The organism is Mesorhizobium sp. M0040 (genome assembly GCF_040323505.1).
Lineage (GTDB): Bacteria > Pseudomonadota > Alphaproteobacteria > Rhizobiales > Rhizobiaceae > Mesorhizobium.
The window spans coordinates 115,818-133,669 of record NZ_JAMYVA010000008.1 but is presented as its reverse complement, the minus strand read 5'-3'; the positions used below and the strand labels follow the sequence as shown (position 1 = coordinate 133,669).

17 protein-coding genes are annotated in these 17,852 nt (G+C 63.9%); 5 read left to right on the top strand and 12 right to left on the bottom strand.

Annotated features, from left to right (window positions below; translation table 11 throughout):
• Window positions 1-6 precede the first annotated feature (6 nt).
• Complete coding sequence (locus tag NKJ91_RS09965) at window positions 7-1,149, bottom strand: ABC transporter permease (protein WP_352455386.1); 1,143 nt, start codon at window positions 1,147-1,149, stop codon at window positions 7-9.
• A gap of 20 nt (window positions 1,150-1,169) precedes the next feature.
• Entirely contained in the window at window positions 1,170-2,297 is a 1,128-nt protein-coding gene (locus NKJ91_RS09960; RefSeq protein WP_352455385.1) for a BMP family ABC transporter substrate-binding protein, read from the bottom strand.
• 322 nt (window positions 2,298-2,619) lie between these two features.
• On the opposite strand from NKJ91_RS09960, the gene NKJ91_RS09955 reads away from it, so the two are divergent.
• Complete coding sequence (locus tag NKJ91_RS09955; RefSeq protein ID WP_352455454.1) at window positions 2,620-3,279, top strand: GntR family transcriptional regulator; 660 nt, start codon at window positions 2,620-2,622, stop codon at window positions 3,277-3,279.
• Between the two features lie 3 nt (window positions 3,280-3,282).
• Here NKJ91_RS09955 and doeB read toward each other — a convergent pair whose 3' ends face one another.
• The 10 genes from doeB to ehuR form a co-directional block, all read right to left on the bottom strand.
• On the bottom strand, window positions 3,283-4,284 hold the full coding sequence (gene doeB / locus NKJ91_RS09950) for a N(2)-acetyl-L-2,4-diaminobutanoate deacetylase DoeB (RefSeq protein ID WP_352455384.1): 1,002 nt from the start codon (window positions 4,282-4,284) through the stop codon (window positions 3,283-3,285).
• A gap of 5 nt (window positions 4,285-4,289) precedes the next feature.
• Window positions 4,290-5,468, bottom strand: a complete 1,179-nt coding sequence (gene doeA, locus NKJ91_RS09945; protein WP_352455383.1) for an ectoine hydrolase DoeA — start codon at window positions 5,466-5,468, stop codon at window positions 4,290-4,292.
• Window positions 5,469-5,506: 38 nt separating this feature from the next.
• Window positions 5,507-6,499 (bottom strand): cyclodeaminase, encoded by a 993-nt coding sequence (locus NKJ91_RS09940; protein WP_352455382.1) that lies wholly within the window; start codon window positions 6,497-6,499, stop codon window positions 5,507-5,509.
• Window positions 6,496-7,488 carry a hydroxyectoine utilization dehydratase EutB gene (gene eutB / locus NKJ91_RS09935; RefSeq protein ID WP_352455381.1) on the bottom strand — a complete coding sequence of 331 codons (993 nt, stop codon included), beginning with the start codon at window positions 7,486-7,488 and terminating at the stop codon, window positions 6,496-6,498. The genes NKJ91_RS09940 and eutB overlap by 4 nt, the downstream gene beginning before the upstream one ends.
• Before the next feature lie 10 nt (window positions 7,489-7,498).
• On the bottom strand, window positions 7,499-8,272 hold the full coding sequence (gene eutA, locus NKJ91_RS09930) for an ectoine utilization protein EutA (protein WP_352455380.1): 774 nt from the start codon (window positions 8,270-8,272) through the stop codon (window positions 7,499-7,501).
• Window positions 8,269-8,928: an ectoine/hydroxyectoine ABC transporter permease subunit EhuD gene (ehuD, locus tag NKJ91_RS09925; protein WP_023677202.1), complete on the bottom strand. Its 660-nt coding sequence runs from the start codon at window positions 8,926-8,928 to the stop codon at window positions 8,269-8,271. Before ehuD ends, eutA begins: the two co-directional genes overlap by 4 nt.
• 16 nt (window positions 8,929-8,944) lie before the next feature.
• Complete coding sequence (gene ehuC, locus NKJ91_RS09920; RefSeq protein WP_254819481.1) at window positions 8,945-9,604, bottom strand: ectoine/hydroxyectoine ABC transporter permease subunit EhuC; 660 nt, start codon at window positions 9,602-9,604, stop codon at window positions 8,945-8,947.
• Between the two features lie 172 nt (window positions 9,605-9,776).
• Window positions 9,777-10,628 carry an ectoine/hydroxyectoine ABC transporter substrate-binding protein EhuB gene (gene ehuB, locus NKJ91_RS09915; RefSeq protein ID WP_023677200.1) on the bottom strand — a complete coding sequence of 284 codons (852 nt, stop codon included), beginning with the start codon at window positions 10,626-10,628 and terminating at the stop codon, window positions 9,777-9,779.
• A gap of 65 nt (window positions 10,629-10,693) precedes the next feature.
• The gene (gene ehuA, locus NKJ91_RS09910; RefSeq protein WP_023677199.1) at window positions 10,694-11,479 is read right to left on the bottom strand and encodes an ectoine/hydroxyectoine ABC transporter ATP-binding protein EhuA; all 786 of its coding nucleotides are present in this window, start codon (window positions 11,477-11,479) and stop codon (window positions 10,694-10,696) included.
• 121 nt (window positions 11,480-11,600) lie between these two features.
• Window positions 11,601-12,986, bottom strand: a complete 1,386-nt coding sequence (gene ehuR / locus NKJ91_RS09905) for a MocR-like ectoine utilization transcription factor EhuR (protein ID WP_352455379.1) — start codon at window positions 12,984-12,986, stop codon at window positions 11,601-11,603.
• An 82-nt stretch (window positions 12,987-13,068) separates the two neighbouring features.
• Here ehuR and NKJ91_RS09900 point away from each other — a divergent pair, with 82 nt between their 5' ends.
• The 4 genes from NKJ91_RS09900 to NKJ91_RS09885 all read left to right on the top strand — a co-directional run bounded on the left by NKJ91_RS09900 (window position 13,069) and on the right by NKJ91_RS09885 (window position 17,772).
• On the top strand, window positions 13,069-13,560 hold the full coding sequence (locus NKJ91_RS09900) for an Lrp/AsnC family transcriptional regulator (RefSeq protein ID WP_352455378.1): 492 nt from the start codon (window positions 13,069-13,071) through the stop codon (window positions 13,558-13,560).
• Window positions 13,561-13,687: 127 nt separating this feature from the next.
• On the top strand, window positions 13,688-15,181 hold the full coding sequence (locus tag NKJ91_RS09895) for an NAD-dependent succinate-semialdehyde dehydrogenase (RefSeq protein WP_352455377.1): 1,494 nt from the start codon (window positions 13,688-13,690) through the stop codon (window positions 15,179-15,181).
• A 35-nt stretch (window positions 15,182-15,216) separates the two neighbouring features.
• The gene (locus tag NKJ91_RS09890; protein ID WP_352455376.1) at window positions 15,217-16,596 is read left to right on the top strand and encodes an aspartate aminotransferase family protein; all 1,380 of its coding nucleotides are present in this window, start codon (window positions 15,217-15,219) and stop codon (window positions 16,594-16,596) included.
• Between the two features lie 9 nt (window positions 16,597-16,605).
• A complete protein-coding gene (locus tag NKJ91_RS09885) occupies window positions 16,606-17,772 on the top strand; it encodes an alcohol dehydrogenase family protein (protein ID WP_352455375.1) in 1,167 nt (388 codons plus the stop codon).
• Window positions 17,773-17,852 lie beyond the last annotated feature (80 nt).

Below are 17,852 nucleotides of genomic sequence, written 5' to 3'. Positions count from 1 at the left end.
CCTTCATCAGGCAGTCCCCTTCAAGAGATCGGGCCTCTTCCACAGGTCGGCGTTGAAGGCCTTGAAGCGGCCGTAGAAGGTTTCGCTGAACAGGATGACGATAAAGAGCATGCCTTGTAGCACCAGCACCGTCGCGTCGGGCAGGTCCATGCGGCGCTGGATCAGCCCTCCGGACGCGTCGATGCCGCCAAGCAGGAAGGCGACGGGGATGATGGCGAGCGGATTGTGGCGGGCGAGGAAGGCGACGAGGATGCCGGTATAGCCATAGCCGGCGGCTAGCGAGGCATTGGCGCTGCCTTGCACGGCGCCGACTTCCAGCATGCCGGCAAGGCCGGCGAAGCCGCCGGCCAGCCCGGTGAAGCCGACGATCAGCGGTCCGACGGCAAGCCCCTGCACCTGGGCCGCCCTGACATTGCCGCCGGCAATGCGAGCGGCAAACCCCCAGCGCGTCTTTTCGATCAGCAGCCAGGACAGGACGCAGGCGACGATGCCGACGACGAGGCCCCAATGCACGTCCATGCCCGGAATGTTGCCGATGCGGTAGGCATCCGCCAGCGGCTCGGTCGAGGGCTTGTTGAGCGAGGCCGGATCGCGCAGCGGTCCTTCGACCAGATGATTCATCAGCGCGATGGCGATATAGGCCATCAGCAGGCTGGAGATGGTTTCGTTGACGGCGCGGTAGTGGCGGAGCGCGCCGACGGCGCCGATCCAGATGCCGCCGGCGACCATGCCCGCCACGCCCATCAGCAGGATGACCAGAAAAGCCGGCGCGCCATTCACTGCGACGCCGATGGCGGCGGCGGCAACGCCGCCCAGCACGATCGCGCCTTCGCCGCCGATGACGACGAGGCCGAGCCGGGCCGGCAGCGCAACGCAAAGCGCTGCCAGCAAAAGCGGCGCTGCCCGCGACAGCGAATTCTGGATCGAGAACCACGAGCCGAAGCCGCCGCGCCACATCGTTTCATAGAGCTGTACCGGCGACTTGCCGACCAGCGCAATGAACAGGCTGAACAGCGCCATGCCGACGATCAGCGCCGCGAGCGGTATGACGAAGGCTTCCGCCCGCCGCGCCACCCATTCGAGCGCCGCCGGATAATTCTTGGCGCCAAACAGCGCCGGTGCGCCCGCAGTGCTGACCGTGTCTGCCATGGCCCCGTCTCCGATCCGGTTCAGGCGGTCGAACCGACGACGCCCTCGACGAGGTAGTCCATGCTTTCGAGCTCGATCGCGGTCTCGGCGAAGGTCTGGCCTTCGGTCGCGACGACAACGCCCTTGTTGCTCCTCAACGGACCCTTGATGACGGAAAACCCGCCTTTCATCATTTCGGCAAGCGTGCCGTCGAACTGCTTGCGGGCCGCATCGCCGACGGCGGGGCCGAGCGGGCTCATCTTGACGAAGCCGTCGGCAAGGCCGCCGCGCGTGAAATTGGGCAGCGGCGTGCCGGCCACCAGATCGTCGACGAACATCTTGTAGACCTTGGCCCAGTTCCATTCCGCGCCGGTCAGGTATTTTTCCGGCGCCAGCGGGCTCTGGTTGGCATGATAGCCGCAGATGAAGGCGCCACGTCCGGCCGCCGTCTCGACCACCACCTTGGGGCTGTCGACATGGCAGGTAATGACGTCGGCACCTTGGTCGACCAGCGCATTGGTGGCCTCCGCCTCCTTGACCGCCAGCGACCACTCGCCGGTGAAGATCACCTGGCAAGCGATGGTCGGGTCGACCGAGCGCGCGCCGAGCAGGAAGGAATTGATGTTGAGCAGCACCTGCGGGATCGGCTTTGCCGCGACGAAGCCGAGCTTCTTGGTTTTGCTGGTGTGACCGGCGACGACGCCGTTCAGATACTGGCCCATGCCGATATAGCCGAAATAGGAACCGGCATTCATTGGATGCTTGTCCTTGTTCCACATGCCGCCGCAATGGCGGAACTGCACGTCGGGGAATTTCGCGCACATGGCGAGCATGTGCGGATCGAAATAGCCGAACGAGGTCGGGAAGATCAGCGACGCGCCGTCGAGGTTGATCATCGATTCCATCGTCTTCTGCACGTCGACCGTCTCCGGCACGTTCTCCTCCTCGACGACGGAAATGCCTTCGATCCCCTTCAGCGTGGCGGCGCCTTCGGCATGCGCCTGGTTGTAGCCGTAATCGTCCTTTGGCCCGACATAGATGAAGCCGACGGTGGCCGTCGCGGCGAAGGCCCTGCTGATCGGAAACGATGCGGACGCAAGGCCGAGCGCCGCTCCGGCGGCGGAGGTCTTGAGCAGGTCGCGGCGGCTAAGCATGAATCTCTCGAACATTGAATGCTCCCTCTGTGGGGCCTTTGGGGCCGGTTAACACCTCAATGAAAGAAGTGTATGCAATCAGCATGCCAGTTTCAGAAATGAGATTTATTCAGCAATATCAATGAGGGTGCCGATGTGGCCTGCACAAAGCCGGAGCAATTGCATACACTTTTTGCCTCCAAAATCGCCAATTTGACATGACGGCTAAAACATAGGCATACAGAGATGCGGAGGAATCGAAGCCGGTGAGTGGCTTACGGCTCTAGCGAAAAGACTGGACGGAGGAGACGTGTCGGGAAAGCGCAATTTGATCAGGTCGGGCACGACCGTCGATCAGATGGTGAGGGCGATCAGCGACCGGATCGTCACCGGTTTCCTGCGCCCGGGCGAAAAGCTCGACGAAGCCTCGCTCGCCGCCCGCTTCGACGTCTCACGCACGCCGATCAGGGAAGCGCTCAGCCGGCTCAGCGCCATGGGGCTGGTCGAAAGGCGGCCGAACCGCGGCGCCACCGTCGCCGTGGTGACGCAGGAGCACCTCGCCTCGATGTTCGAAAGCATGGCCGAGCTTGAAGCGATCTGCGCGCGGTTCTCGGCCGAGCGCATGACCGCTGGCGAGCGCCGCACGCTGGAGGCCGAGCATCAGGCCTCGGCGCGCTTGGTGCAGCTCGGTGCTGAAGAAGAGTATGAGCTTTTCAACACCGAATTCCACACCCGGCTCTATCGCGGCGCCCACAGCAAGCACATTTATGAACTGACCGTCATGACCCGCGGCCGCCTGGCGCCGTTCCGGCGCGCGCAATTCATGCTGCCCGGCCGGCTGGCCCAGTCATGGCAGGAGCATGACGCCATCGTCACCGCAATCATGCGCGGCGACAGTGCGGCGGCCGGAACAGCCGCCAAGGATCATGTCTCGATCGTCAGCGAGGCGAGCGCCGTCTTTGCCATCGGCGATCGCCCCAAAGGCAGGACCGAGCCGTTCCCGACATCGGCTTCCTAACCGTCAATCGACCAGCACGGCGACCACGGCAGCGCAGTCGCCGGCCTTGACCAGCCCCGGAAAATGCCGCGCCGCCAACAGACCGGACATTTTGGCCCGGATCTCCTGCGGAGCGCCGCCGGTGCGGCCTATGGAATGGATACGTGCCAGCACCTGGTTCTCTGCCACCGGCTCGCCGAGATCGATCATCGTTTCGATCATCCCGTCGTCCTCGGCGAACGAGAAGCAATCGCCGGACGGCATGTCGAGCCAGCGGGTTGGCTGCATCTCGACCGCGCCGGCGACGATGCCGGCATGGCGCAGCACATTGAGCACGCCGCGACGTGCGATCCGCACCGTTTCCGCGCGCGAAGTCCCGCCGCCGCCAAGCTCTGTGGTGATGAACAGCTTGCCCATCTCTTCGGCGGCAGTGTCGAACATGCCGACCGCGTCGATCTCCAGCATTTTCATCGACCATGGTGCGGAGAAGGCTTCAACCGCAGCGAAACCCTTCGCTTCCAGCACCTTGTCGGGCCGGATGTGGGCGGCGCAGAACGGCACGAAGTCGAGCGTCTTGCCGCCGGAGTGGAAGTCGAGCGCGATGTCTGTACGGGGCAGAAGCTCGCGCTGGAAATAATCAGCGATCTTCTCGGTCACCGTGCCGTCGGGCCGGCCGGGAAAGCTGCGGTTGAGATTGCCCTTGTCGATCGGCGAGGTGCGCGTGCCGGCGCGGAACGCCGGATAATTCATCGCCGGCACGATGATGATCGTGCCGCTGACGTCTTTCGGGTCGAGCGTACGGGCGAGGTCATAGAGCGCCAGCGGCCCCTCGTACTCGTCGCCATGATTGCCGCCGGTGACCAATGCGCTCGGCCCCTTGCCGTTGCGGATGACGCAGATCGGGATCATCACCGATCCCCAGGCGGAATCGTCGCGGCTGTAAGGCAGGCGCAGGAAACCGTGCTGCACGCCGTCGCGCTCGAAATCGACGGTCGGCGTGATCGGTGACGGGCGAAGGCTGGACATCGGGCTCAATTCTTCACCACCAGTTTGCGCGGCACATTCGCCAGGCACTCGACGCCCGTCTCGGTGATCAGGATGGATTCGGTGATTTCCAGCCCCATCGTCTCAAGCCACAAGCCGGTCATGAAATGGAAGGTCATACCGGGCTTCAACTCGGTGCGGTCGCCTGGACGCAGGCTCATCGTGCGCTCGCCCCAGTCAGGCGGATAGGAAAGCCCGATCGGGTACCCGGTGCGGTTGTCCTTGACGATGCCGTACCGCTTCAGCACCGCGAAGAAGGCGTTGGCGATGTCCTCGCATGTGTTGCCGGGCTTGGCGGCGGCAAGTCCCGCCTCCATGCCTTCCAGCGTCGCCTTTTCGGCATCGAGGAATTCCTGCGTCGGTTTACCAAGGAACACGGTCCGCGACAGCGGGCAGTGATAGCGGTTGTAGCAGCCTGCGATCTCGAAGAAGGTGCCCTCGCCCGATTTCATCGGCCGGTCGTCCCAGGTCAGATGCGGCGCCGATGCGTCGGCGCCCGACGGCAGCAGCGGCACGATCGCCGGATAGTCGCCGCCGATGCCGTCGACGCCGCGCGTGCCGGCATCGTAGATCTCGGCGACCAGGTCGCATTTGCGCATGCCGACCTCGATCTTGTCGACGATGCGCTGGTGCATCGCTTCGACGATGCGGGCGGCCTTGCGCATGTAGTCGATTTCGGTCGGGCTCTTCACCGCGCGCTGCCAGTTGACGAGTGCCGTGGCGTCGACGAAGCGGGCATAGGGTAAGTGCTTCTGCAGCGCTGCGAAGGCAGCGGCCGAGAACCAGTAATTGTCCATCTCGACGCCGATGCTGAGCTTGCCCCAGCCGCGATCGGAGAGCACGCTGGACAGAAAATCCATCGGATGGCGCTCGGTCGACTGCACATAGTGGTCGGCATAGCCGATGATGTTGTCGTGCGCGAGATAGGCGGTGCGCTTGGCGCCGTTGGCGTCCTGGCCGCGCCCGTACCACACCGGCTCGCCCGACGGCGGCACGATGACAGCCTGGTGCACGTAGAACGACCAGCCGTCGTAGCCGGTCAGCCACGCCATGTTGGACGGATCGCTGACGATCAATAGATCGACGCCCTTGGCCTCCATGACCTTCCGCGTCTTGGCGAGGCGCTCCGCATATTCGCCGCGCGAGAATTTCAAATTAGGCTGCATTGTTCTTGGTCCTCTTTTGTTGGGCCTTGCGGCCAGCATCAGCTTTCGAAAATCGTACCGGTCTTGGCTGCACGCGCACGGTCGCGGGCGAGCGTGGCGATCGCCGTGTCCTGCACGCCGGTGCCGGTCAGGTCGGCGATGGTGATGTCGCTGTCCGAGCGCCGGCCATGCCTTTCGCCGGCGATGATGTGGCCAAGCTCGGTGATTTCGGCATCGGACGCCATCACGCCCGCCGCGATAGCATGGTGCAGTTCGCCCAGCCGGCGCGTCTGTTTGGCGCTATCGGCGACGTAGAGATCGGCCATGCGCAGGATCGCCGGCGCGATCTCGTTCTTGTGCTCGGCATCCGAGCCCATGGCAGTGATATGCTGGCCGGCGGAGACGAAGCCGGCCTTGATCAGCGGCTCGGTCGACGGCGTCGTGGTGACGATGATGTCGGCATCGGCCGCAGCGTTTGCCGCGTCGGGCTCGGCGTGAACGGCGATGCCCAGTCTTTCGGACAATGCGTCGGCCGCGGCCTCGGCCTTGGCGGTATCCCTTGCCCAGATGCGAGCCTCGGTGATCGGCCGCACCAGCATCAGCGCTTCGAGCTGCAGTCCGGCCTGAACACCGGCGCCGAAGATCGCGGCAACGGAGGAACCCGGCCGCGACAGATGCTTGGCGGCAACCGCGCCGGCCGCCGCCGTGCGGATGTCGGTGAGATAGCCATTGTCGAGCAGCAGCGCCTCGACCAATCCGGTTTTCGCCGACAGCAGCACCATCATACCGTTGACGCTGGGCAGGCCGAGCTTGGGATTATCGAAAAAGCCGGGGCTGATCTTGATCGCAAAACCGTCGATACCCGGTACATAGGCGGTCTTGACGTCGACCTCGCCGCGATGCTCGGGAATGTCGAGCCGAAGGATCGGCGGCATCGCCACCGGCAAGGTGGCGAGCGCCCGGAACGCGGTCTCGACGCAGGCGATGGCATCAAGATCGAGCTTCACGATCTTGCGCAATTCAGCTTCGGTGAGGATCGTCATCCGGCTCATGCTGCGCTCTCCGCAATTGCTTCGCCGCAGATGATCTTGCGGTGCAGTGTCATATCGATGTTGCGGCCGGACAGCACGAGCACCGTCGGGCCGCTCGCCCTGACCTTGCCGGCAAGCACGGCTGCGATGCCGACCGCGCCGGCGCCTTCGACGATCTCGCGCTCCTGTTCATAGGCATGGCGGATGCCGGTGGCGATCTCGTCCTCGCTGAGCAGGATCACATCGTCGAGCAGGTCGCGGCACATGGAAAAGGTCAGCCGGTTGTCGAGGCCTATGCCGCCGCCGAGGGAATCGGCCAGCGTCGGCAGTTCCTCGACCAAAACCGAATGTCCGGCGTCGAGGCTCGCCTTCATCGCCGCACCGCGCGCCATTGAAACGCCCATCACCTTCGTCGCCGGGCTGACGCCCTTCACGGCAGCAGCGACGCCAGCCGCCAGCCCACCGCCGGAAAGCGGCACCAGCACCAAGGCGGCGTCCGGAACCTGTTCGATGATCTCCAGCCCGAGCGTGCCTTGCCCGGCGACAATGGCAGGATGGTCGAAGGGCGGCAGCATGATCAGCCCCTCTTCCGCGACCAGCCGTTCGACCTCCCGCTGCGCATCGTCCTGGCTGTTGCCGACGATGCGGATCTCGGCGCCGAGCCGACGGATCTCGTCCAGCTTGTTCTGCGGCACCAGCCGCGACATGCAGATCGTCGCGTGGATGCCTTGCAGTCGAGCAGCATAGGCAAGCGCCCGGCCGTGGTTGCCGGTCGAGGCAGCGACGACGCCACGCGCCCTCTCCTCGTCTGTCAGCGAAGCGATAGCGTTCGAGGCACCGCGCAGCTTGAAGGCGCCGGTGGTCTGCCGATGTTCGAGCTTGAGATAAACAGGAGCGCCCAAGTGCTGGGAAAGACTCCGGGAAGGAACGGTCGGCGTACGCTCGATCTTGCCTGCGATGCGCTCGCGCGCGGCGCGGATATCGGAGAGGCTTATCCTGGACGTGGTCATGGCTCTGCAATCAGTTCAGCGGCAGCGTCATCAGACGGCCGAATTCAGGACGCGACATCTTATCTCCGCAAAGCCGCAGGCAATTCCAGGCCGTCGCCTGGTTGCTGGTGACGACAGGGCGGCCGATGGCCTCTTCCATACCCACAACTGCCGCCGCGGACCGCAGTGCCGTGCAGGAGACAAACAGCGCGTCCGAGTGTTCGGCCGTCGCCTCGCGAGCCAGATCGACCAAGGATTTCGGCGCAATCCGCGCCATCTCGCGGTCGTCCTCGAAGCCGAGGCAAGTGAAGCTGGCGATCTCGAATCCATGCTCGCTGAAATAGGTCGCCATCGGCCGGCTGGTCTCGACCGTATAAGGGGTAAGAATGCTGATCGTCCTGGCGCCCAGCGCCTTCAGGCCGCGCACGCCGGCCATCGGCGGCGTAACCACCGGCGCGCCGGGTTTCGCGGCCTGCACCGCCGCCTCGATTTCGGCATCGCCGATCACGACGGAAGCTGAGGTGCAGGAATAGCAGATCGCATCGAGCGGCTCGTCGGGCAGGATCAGGGCCGCGGCCGCCGTCAGTGACGGCTGCATCTTGCGCAAATTGTCCGGCGTCGTCGGGTTGGCGTAGGGGATGCGCGCGACATAGATGCCGATGCGGTCGCTTGCCACCATGCGGTGAAAATCCGGTTCGCTCGTATGGTCGGTGGCAAGGATGATCAGGCCGACCCGCTTTTCCAGCGGACGCGCATCGAGCGGCGGCCGGGCCGAGTGCAGGCGGATATCGGGTGCAGCGCTCATCGTTCGATCCGCCCATAACGGTGTTCCAGCCAGCGCAGCAGCACCACCGAGAACAGGCTGATGGCGAGGAAGAAGGCGCCGACCAAGGTGATCGGTTCGATATACCGATAATAGGTATTGGCGACGCTCTTGGCCTGGTTCATCAGTTCCAGCACGGTGATCGCCGACAGCAGCGGCGTCTCTTTGAACATGGCGATGAAATAATTGGCAAGCGCCGGGATCATCGGGGGGATCGCCTGCGGAATGATGATGTGCGTCCAGGTCTGGGTGGCGTTTAGATTGCAGGCCTTGGCCGCTTCCCACTGGCCGCGGGGCACATTGTCTATGCCGGCGCGGTAGACCTCGGCCGTGTAAGTTCCGTAATGCAGCCCGAGACCGATGACGCCCGCCACCAGCGGCGGCAACAGGATGCCGAAATCCGGCAGCACGTAGAAGATGAAATAGAGCTGCACCAACAGCGGCGTGCCACGGATGAACTCGGCAAGGAAACCGACGGTGCGCGACAGAGCCCTGTTCGGCGACCGGCGCGCCAACGCGATGCCCAGCCCAACGATGGCCGCCAGCACCGAGCCGAGCAGCGTCGCCAGGATGGTGATCTTCACCCCCTCGATCAGCGTCGGCAGGATCTGCCGGACAAAATCCCAATCCCATTCCATTAGCAGGCCCGATCCATCATACGCGCACCCCGTCGAGGCCACGAGCCATGCGGCGTTCCAGCGACCGCACGCCCCAGGAGATGAGCAGCGCCAGCACGAAATAGATGACGAGGATGGTGCTGAACGGCACCAGAGTATTGCCGGTCTGCGAGCGCACCACCTGCGCCTGGAAGGTCAGGTCGGCGAGCGAGATTAGCGAAACGACGGCGGTGGCCTTGAGCAATTCAATGGCGTTGTTGCCGAAGGTTGGCAGCATCACCAGAAGCGCCTGCGGCAGGATGATATGGCGCATGGCTTGCCAGCGGCCGAGATTGAGGGCGGTGCAGGCCTCATATTGTTCGCGGCCGATAGACTTGATGGCGCCACGCACCACTTCCGCCGCATAGGCGCCGACATTGAGGCCCAGCGCCAGCACCCCGGCCTGCAGCGGCGTCAACGAAATGCCGGCAAAAGGCAGCACGAAATAAGCCCAGAACAGCTGCACGAAAATCGAGGTGCCGCGGAAGAACTCGATATAGGCGGTGGCCAGCGCGCGTAGCACGAAAAACCGCGACAGCCGCCCCAGCCCGGCAAGAAAGGCCATGACCAAGGCCAGCACCGACCCCATCAGCGTCAGCTCGATGGTGACAAGCGCTCCTTGCAATATCAGGCCGAAATAGCCGGACCATTGGGTCATTGGGGCTAAGCGTTTCCTCGCTTGGTGATCATTGCAGAACGCCGGCGCCGCCCCTCATCCGCCTGCCGGCACCTTCTCCCCGTTATAGGGACGGGGAGAAGGGTGAAGCTCCAGCGTTGACGCCCCCCTCTCCCCGTTTTTGACGGGGAGAGGCTAGGGTGAGCGGCACTTTTTACTTCGCCGAGCAGAGCTTGTCGCGGCTCGTCGACATTGCCGCCGCCGCCGAGAAGCCGTAAGGCTCGATGATCTTGGCGAACTCACCGGACTTCTTCAGTTTCGCCAGCTCGACATCATAGGCGTCGCGCAGCGCTTCGTCGCCCTTCTTGAAGGCCGCGCCGTCGCAATAGACCGGCGCACCGACCACCGGCGCGATGACTTCGAGGTTCGGATCATTGGCTTTCTTGACCAGGTCGTTGATCGACAGCACGGGCAGCGAATAAGCATCGATGCGGCCGTCCTGCAGCATCTTCAGGCCGCTCTGGCCGTCCGGCACGACGATGACGCGCTCGCGCGGCACACCTGCGGTGAGCGCCAGCTTCTCTTCAGTGCCGCCACCCGGCGCGCCGATCGTGGCGCTCGCGTCCTTCGCGACGTCCTCGTAGCTCTTGAAACCCTTCGGGTTGCCCTTCTTCACCAGCATCGCCTCGGCGTCGCACAGCACCGGTTCCGAATAGGCGACCGCAGCACAACGTTCCGGCTTCATGAACAGGCCGGCAGTGACGACGTCGAAACGGCCGGCCTGCAGGCCGGGAATCATGGCGCCATATTCCGAGATCGAGGCGACGATATCGTTGACGCCAAGGCGCTTGAAGATTTCACGGGCAACGTCAGGCGCCGCACCCGAAACCTTGCCGTCGGCAGCGACCGCCGTATAGGGCGGCTCGTTGGCGATGGCGACGCGGGCAAAGCCTTGCGCCTTGAGCTCTTCGAGCTTGCTGTCGTCGGCCGAGCCGGCCGTCGAGGCGGCCAGCACCGCCGTCAGCGCAATACCGGCGACGCCGGCCAAAATGGCAAATTTCTTCATTGTTCCCAACTCCTTGTTTGTCTGTCTTCTTGGCTTGCTTGAGGCGTCGCCGCCTCGCATGGCAGTCAGACCCGATGTCCGGCCGCAATGATCTTCTTCAGGAAACCTTGCGTACGCTCCTGTTTGGGATGGCGGAAAATCTCGTCGGGCTTGCCCTCCTCGACTATTCTGCCGCGATCGAAGAACAGCACCCGGTCGGCGAAGTCATGGGCGAAACCCATCTCGTGGGTGACCAGCAGCATGGTCATGTCGGTCTCGGCGGCGAGCTTGCGCATGACGTTGAGCACCTCGTCGACGAGCTCAGGGTCGAGCGCCGAGGTGACCTCGTCGAACAGCATGATTTTCGGCGACAGCGCCAGCGCCCGCGCAATCGCGACGCGCTGCTTCTGGCCGCCTGAAAGCTGCGCCGGCATCGCCTTGGCCTTGTCGACCATGCCGACCATGTCGAGCAGTTCCATCGCCCGCTTTTCGGCGGCGGCCCGCGGCACGCCTTTGGTCAGCATCGGTGCCAGCGTCACATTGTCGATGACGCATTTGTGCGGAAACAGATTGAACAGTTGGAAGACCATGCCGATCTTCTGGCGCATCTTTGCCAAATGCCGTTCATCGGCCGTCAGCAGCCGGCCGTTACGCTCCATGTGGTACAACTGTTCGCCGTCGACCTGGATGTGGCCGCTGTCGATACGCTCTAGCGTCATCAGGATGCGCAGGATCGTCGTCTTGCCCGAACCCGATGGACCGATCAGTGCCAGCTTCTCGCCGGGCATGACTTGCATCGAGAGGCCGTCCAGCACCTTGAAGGTGCCGAAGCTTTTTGAAATGCCGTCGATCTTGATGATGGGAGCCGACAATGAATTTCCCGTGCTGGAGAAGCTTGCCTTTAACGATGCGGATCGCGGCAAATCATGTCAATCAAGAAAATAATATCATGACAATATTTCGGATTCCGCACAATTTCGCGCCATTTGTCGCCTAGATCGCAAGCAGGAGATGCTCGGGATCGCCGAGCAGAAGCTTGGTGACAACGCCGAGACCGGCACGCAGTTCCCCCTCCGTGGTCGAGCCCAGCGAAATCCGTACGGCTGGATGCCAAGGCATCTGCGAAATGCGAAACGACGTACCGGGCGCAATCGCCACGCCCTGCAGGCGCGCCTGGGACACAAAGCTTTCCTCGCCGCGATCCTCGGGCAGCCGCAGCCAGACATGCAGCCCGTCGCGATGAGCGCGATAGTCCACTCCGGCAAGCACCTCGGCGGCTATGTCCAGACGCCGCCGCAAAGCCAGGCGCTGCCATCGCACGAGTTCCATCGCGGTGCCGTCGGTCACCCATTTGGTGGCGATCTCGGCCACCAGCGGCGTCGCCATCCAGTTCGAGACGAGATGGCGATTGGCGACCGCGGCGACATAACGATCGGGCGCCGCGAGATAGCCGATGCGCAGGCCCGGCACCACGATCTTGGTGAAGGAGGTGACGTAGAGCGTGCGCTCGGGCGCGAAGGCGGCTACCGGCGGCGGCCGGTCCTCGACCAACGGGCCGAGGACGTCGTTTTCGATAATGGCGATGTCATGCCTGCGCGCAACGGCGGCAATCTGTTCGCGCCGGCCGGCATCCATCAGGGTAGCCGTAGGGTTGATCACCGACGGCTGCACGAACACGGCGCGGATGTCCGACAGCCGGCAGGCCTGGTCCAGCGCTTCCGGGATCAGCCCATTGTTGTCGATCGGCAAACCCTCGAGATTGAAGCCGAGATAACGCGCCAGCGGGATCAGCGTGTGGTGACCGATCGCCTCGGTGGCGACGGTCGAGCCGGGCGGCGCCACGCTCATCAGCGCCACTGTCATCCCTGCGGTGGCGCCGTTGGTCAGGCTGATGTTCTGCGGCGACGCGTCGAGGCCACAGAGGCGTAGCCACTCGACACCCACCGCGCGGTGGCGCGGGAACACCATGTTCGGCCTGAACGACAGCGCCGAGCTCGACGGCAGGTTTTCGGCGAGCCAGCCCAGCGCCTGCCTCAGCCGCTCCAGATGCATCGGTTCGCAGACCGGCTTCAGGATGGAGAGATCGATGACCTCGCCCAGCCGCTCCGGCAGATAGGGCGGCTCCGGCTCGCGGCGCTGCGTCTGCACGAAGCTGCCGCGGCCGACCTCACCGGACACCAGCCCGCGGCGGATCAGCTCCTCATAGGCGCGGCTGACCGTCTGCACGGAAAGTTGCAGATCTTCAGCCAACTGCCGGTGCGTCGGCAACCGAGCGCCATTGGCCAGGCGCCCGTCATGGATGGCGCGCGCGAACTGGTCGGCGAGCGATTGATAGGCCGGCCGCCGGATAAGAGCGGGATCTGGTCGCCAAAATGTCATGACTTATTAGAGATCGAAATCAGTGCAATTGACAATCGAAATAATGCGCCGTCATGGTGTCCGGCACTGGAAGTGGGCGATCATGGCTGCAGCGAAACTCGATCCGATCGATCTGAAAATCCTCGACGCCATCCAGCGCGACGGGCGCATCACCAAGCTGGCGCTGGCCGAGAAAGTCGGCCTGTCGCCGACGCCGTGCTGGATGCGGCTGCGCAAGCTGGAAAAGGCCGGCATCGTCTCGGGCTACCATGCCAGGATCGCCATGCGCGCCATCGCGCCGGTCGCTACCGTGCTGATGGAGGTGACGCTGGCTAGCCACCGCCAGGCCGATTTCGACCGTTTCGAGCGTGTCATCCGCAACATTCCCGAGATCATCGCCTGCTGGTCTGTCGGCGGCGGCGTCGATTACCTGCTGAAAGTCATGGCGCGCGACATCGACGCCTATCAGCGGCTGGTCGACAATCTGCTCGAGCGCGAGATCGGCATCGACCGCTATTTCACCTATATCGTCACCAAGACGGTGAAGGAGGAGAGTGTGCTGCCGGTGGCGGACCTGTTGCCGGCATCTTCCTGATACCGGAGAGATCGTCTGGCTGGGCAGGGCAATAGAGACAATCTCTCTACGTGCAGGCACGCAAACAGCCTCTCTGTTTGCGCGGCAGAGATAGTCTTGCGGCATCACCCGAACCGGGAGCCCGATGATGTCCGCACATTTTGCCCGCTCGCACCGCCATGAAGCGCTTGATCGCCTTGCCGACCGGCGGCTGCTGCGCGAACTCGCCTATGTCGCTGGCCACTGGACGGCGAGCGAGACCGCGGAGAGTTTCGAGGTGACCGATCCGGCTACCGGATCCACCGTCGCTTTCGTTGCCGCGCTCGATGCCCGGCAGACCACATTGGCGATCGATGCGGCATCGCGCGCCTTTCCTGCCTGGCGCGCATTGCTGCCGCAGGAACGGTCGAAAATCTTGCGAAAATGGTTCGATCTGATCGTCGCCGCCAAAAATGACCTGGCCCTGCTGATGACGCTAGAACAAGGCAAGCCGCTGAAGGAATCGCGCGGCGAGATCGACTACGCCGCCTCTTTTGTCGAGTGGTATGCCGAGGAGGCCAAACGTCTCAACGCCGAAAGCGTCACCAGCCATCTGCCAAATGCCGAGATGGTGGTGCGACGCGAACCGCTTGGTGTCGTCGGCGTCGTCACCCCGTGGAATTTTCCCGCGGCCATGCTGACCCGCAAGGCGGCGGCCGCCCTCGCCGCCGGCTGCACCATCGTCGCGCATCCTTCCTCGGAAACGCCGCTGTCGGCACTGGCGCTAGCCGAACTTGGCGAACGTGCCGGCCTGCCGGCTGGCGTCTTCAACGTTCTCACCGGTAAGGCTTCGACCATCGTTGGGCGGATGTGCGAAGATCCGCGCGTGCGGGCAATGAGCTTCACCGGCTCGACTGAGATCGGCAGGTTGATCGCCGCGCAAAGTGCGCCGACGATGAAGCGTCTGGTGATGGAGCTTGGCGGTCATGCGCCTCTGATCGTCTTCGCCGACGCCGATCTCGACAAGGCTGTGACCATCGCCGTCGACGCTAAATTCGCCACCTCCGGCCAAGACTGCCTCGCCGCCAACCGCATCTATGTCCAGCGTCCGATATACGATCGGTTCTGCGCTGCTTTCGCTAAACGCGTCGAGGCATTGCGGGCCGGCAATGGCCTCGCTGACGACACCGAAATCGGACCCTTGATGCACGAACGCGCCGTCAAGAAGGTCGAGGAGCAGGTGGCCGATGCGCTCGCCAAAGGCGCGCGTTGCCTGACCGGCGGCAAGCGCCATCCGGCCGGTCCGCTGTTCTACCAGCCGACCCTGCTGGCCGATGTTGACGACGACGCCCTGATCATGCGCGAGGAGACCTTCGGTCCGGTTGCGGCCGTGACGCCTTTCGACAGCGAAGTCGAAGTCGTCGCCCGCGCCAATGCGACAGAATACGGCCTCGTCGCCTATGTCGTCACTGAAAACGGCGGCCGGCAATTGCGCATCGGCCGCGCGCTCGACTATGGCATGGTCGCCATCAACCGCGTCAAGATCACCGGCGCGCCGGTCCCGTTCGGCGGCGTCAAGCAGTCCGGCATCGGTCGCGAGGGCTCGCGTCACGGGCTCGAAGCCTTTACCGACTTCAAATATCTCTGCCTCGACGTGGCGTAACGCCCCGTCAGGCTTTTGCTTTCAAGGAGTAAAAAATGCTCGACCAGTCCAACGAACTCGCCGCCTGGGATCGCGATCATTTCTTCCATCCCTCGACCCATATGGGAACGCACGCGCGTGGCGAGAGCCCGACTCGTGTGATCGCCGGCGGCGAAGGCGTCACCATCTGGGACAACAACGGGCGCAAGAGCATCGATGCCTTCGCCGGGCTCTATTGCGTCAATGTCGGCTATGGCCGCCAGAAGATCGCCGACGCCATCGCCGCGCAGGCCAAGAACCTCGCCTATTACCACGCCTATGTCGGCCACGGCACCGAGGCGTCCATCACCCTTTCCAAGATGATCATCGACCGCGCGCCGCAAGGCATGTCGAGGGTCTATTTCGGCCTCTCCGGTTCCGATGCCAACGAAACCAACATCAAGCTGATCTGGTACTACAACAACGTGCTCGGCCGGCCGGAGAAGAAGAAGATCATCTCGCGCTGGCGCGGCTATCACGGCTCCGGCATCATGACCGGATCGCTGACCGGCCTCGACCTGTTCCACAACGCCTTCGACCTGCCCCGCGCGCCGGTCCTGCACACCGAGGCGCCCTACTACTTCCGCCGCGCCGACCGCTCGCTGAGCGAGGAGCAGTTTTCGCAATACTGTGCCGACAAGCTCGAGGAGATGATTCTCGCCGAAGGGCCGGAGACGGTCGCCGCGTTCATCGGTGAGCCTATCCTCGGCACCGGCGGCATCGTGCCGCCGCCGGCCGGCTACTGGGAGAAGATCCAGGCGGTGCTGAAGAAGTACGACGTGCTTCTGGTTGCCGACGAGGTCGTCACCGGCTTCGGCCGGCTGGGCACCATGTTCGGCTCCGACCACTACGGCATCAAGCCCGACCTGATCACGATCGCCAAGGGCCTGACCTCGGCCTATGCGCCGCTGTCGGGCGTCATCGTCTCATACAAGGTCTGGCAGGTGCTGGTGCAGGGTTCAGACAAGCTCGGCTCGCTCGGCCATGGCTGGACCTATTCGGCGCATCCGATCTGCGTGGCCGCCGGCGTCGCCAACCTGGAACTGATCGACGAGATGGACCTAGTGCGGAACGCCGGCGAGACCGGTGCCTATTTCCGCGCCGAGCTGACGAAAGCCGTCGGTGGTCACAAAAATGTCGGCGAGGTGCGCGGCGACGGCATGCTGGCGGCAATCGAGTTCGTCGCCGACAAGGACGATCGCGGGTTCTTCGACGCCTCGCAAAAAATCGGGCCGCAGGTAGCAACCGCTCTTGCGACAAGCGGCGTCATCGGCCGGGCCATGCCGCAGGGCGACATTCTCGGTTTCGCGCCGCCGCTCTGCCTGACGCGGCAAGAGGCCGATATCGTCGTGTCGAAGACGGCCGACGCGGTGAAGAGCGTGTTTGCAAACATCTGAAGAGCCGACATGAATGCCATGACCAAAACCCTCCCCGCCACCATGGCCGCCGTGCAACTGATCGGGCACGGCGGACCGGAAAAGCTCGTCTACCGCACCGACGTCAAAGTACCCTCGCCCGCCCCGGGCGAGGTGCTGGTCAAGGTCACCGCTTGCGGCATGAACAACACCGACGTCTGGGTGCGCCAGGGCGCCTATGGAACGGAGGAGGATGCCGCCGCTGTGTCGACCTGGCGTCGTCAGGGCAATACGCTGAGCTTCCCGCGCATCCAGGGCACCGACACGGTCGGCAACATCATTGCCGTCGGCGACGGCGTGTCGCCGGCCCGCATCGGCGAGCGGGTGATGGTCGATTTCTCCATCTACAATCGCGACGACGATTCACTCGCCGACATCGACTATATGGGCCATGGCCGTGACGGCGGCTATGCCGAATACCAGGCAGTACCGTCCGAAAACGCCCATGTCGTCGACACCGATCTGAGCGATGTCGAGCTTGCCACTTTCTGCTGCGCCTATCTCACCGGCGAGCAGATGTTGGAACGCGCCGCATTGAAAGCCGGCGAGCGTGTGCTGGTCACCGGCGCCTCGGGCGGCGTCGGCTCGGGCATCGTGCAGCTGGCGCGGGCGCGCGGCGCCATTCCCTATGCGGTTGCCGGCAAGGGCAAGGAACAGGCCGTGCGTGACATCGGCGCCGAGGCGGTGATCACCCGTGGCGTTGCCGATCTGCCGGCCGCCGTCAGCGCGGCGACCGGGGGCCAGCCGATCGACGTGGTGGCCGATCTGGTCGGCGGCGCGATCTTCAACGACCTCCTGCGCATCTTGAGGCCGGAAGGCCGCTATACCACGGCTGGTGCAATTGCCGGCCCGGTCGTGCAGCTGGATCTGCGCACCATGTATCTGAAACAGCTGCAACTGCATGGCTCGAGCCAGGGCACGCGGGCGGATTTCCGCCGCATAGTGCGCTACATCGAGGACAAGAAAATCCGGCCGCTGGTCGGCGGCGTCTACAAGCTGTCCGATTTCCATCGCGCCCAGGCGGATTTCATCGCCAAGGATTTCGTCGGCAAGCTGGTGGTCGTTCCGGATGCGGCCGCCAAAATAGCGCGTCGACCACAAACGCCTATGACAGGCTCGGGCCGTTCGTGGACGCGGAATGAGCAAAACCCATTCTGATTTGGCTGCACGCCGGCAACAAGGATTCCTGACCTCTCCTGCGGCGTTATAAGGTTTTCGCGATTTTCTTATAACCCCCG

Bases quoted from the DNA above. Each gene is read 5' to 3' on its own strand.
- NKJ91_RS09890 (WP_352455376.1), top strand. From the start codon at position 15,217: ATGCTCGACCAGTCCAACGAACTCGCCGCCTGGGATCGCGATCATTTC.
- NKJ91_RS09960 (WP_352455385.1), bottom strand. From the start codon at position 2,297: ATGTTCGAGAGATTCATGCTTAGCCGCCGCGACCTGCTCAAGACCTCC.
- NKJ91_RS09965 (WP_352455386.1), bottom strand. From the start codon at position 1,149: ATGGCAGACACGGTCAGCACTGCGGGCGCACCGGCGCTGTTTGGCGCC.
- ehuC (WP_254819481.1), bottom strand. From the start codon at position 9,604: ATGACCCAATGGTCCGGCTATTTCGGCCTGATATTGCAAGGAGCGCTT.
- ehuR (WP_352455379.1), bottom strand. From the start codon at position 12,986: ATGACATTTTGGCGACCAGATCCCGCTCTTATCCGGCGGCCGGCCTAT.
- NKJ91_RS09900 (WP_352455378.1), top strand. From the start codon at position 13,069: ATGGCTGCAGCGAAACTCGATCCGATCGATCTGAAAATCCTCGACGCC.
- doeB (WP_352455384.1), bottom strand. From the start codon at position 4,284: ATGTCCAGCCTTCGCCCGTCACCGATCACGCCGACCGTCGATTTCGAG.
- NKJ91_RS09940 (WP_352455382.1), bottom strand. From the start codon at position 6,499: ATGAGCCGGATGACGATCCTCACCGAAGCTGAATTGCGCAAGATCGTG.
- NKJ91_RS09895 (WP_352455377.1), top strand. From the start codon at position 13,688: ATGTCCGCACATTTTGCCCGCTCGCACCGCCATGAAGCGCTTGATCGC.
- NKJ91_RS09955 (WP_352455454.1), top strand. From the start codon at position 2,620: ATGGTGAGGGCGATCAGCGACCGGATCGTCACCGGTTTCCTGCGCCCG.
- eutA (WP_352455380.1), bottom strand. From the start codon at position 8,272: ATGAGCGCTGCACCCGATATCCGCCTGCACTCGGCCCGGCCGCCGCTC.
- doeA (WP_352455383.1), bottom strand. From the start codon at position 5,468: ATGCAGCCTAATTTGAAATTCTCGCGCGGCGAATATGCGGAGCGCCTC.
- ehuB (WP_023677200.1), bottom strand. From the start codon at position 10,628: ATGAAGAAATTTGCCATTTTGGCCGGCGTCGCCGGTATTGCGCTGACG.
- NKJ91_RS09885 (WP_352455375.1), top strand. From the start codon at position 16,606: ATGAATGCCATGACCAAAACCCTCCCCGCCACCATGGCCGCCGTGCAA.
- eutB (WP_352455381.1), bottom strand. From the start codon at position 7,488: ATGACCACGTCCAGGATAAGCCTCTCCGATATCCGCGCCGCGCGCGAG.
- ehuD (WP_023677202.1), bottom strand. From the start codon at position 8,928: ATGGAATGGGATTGGGATTTTGTCCGGCAGATCCTGCCGACGCTGATC.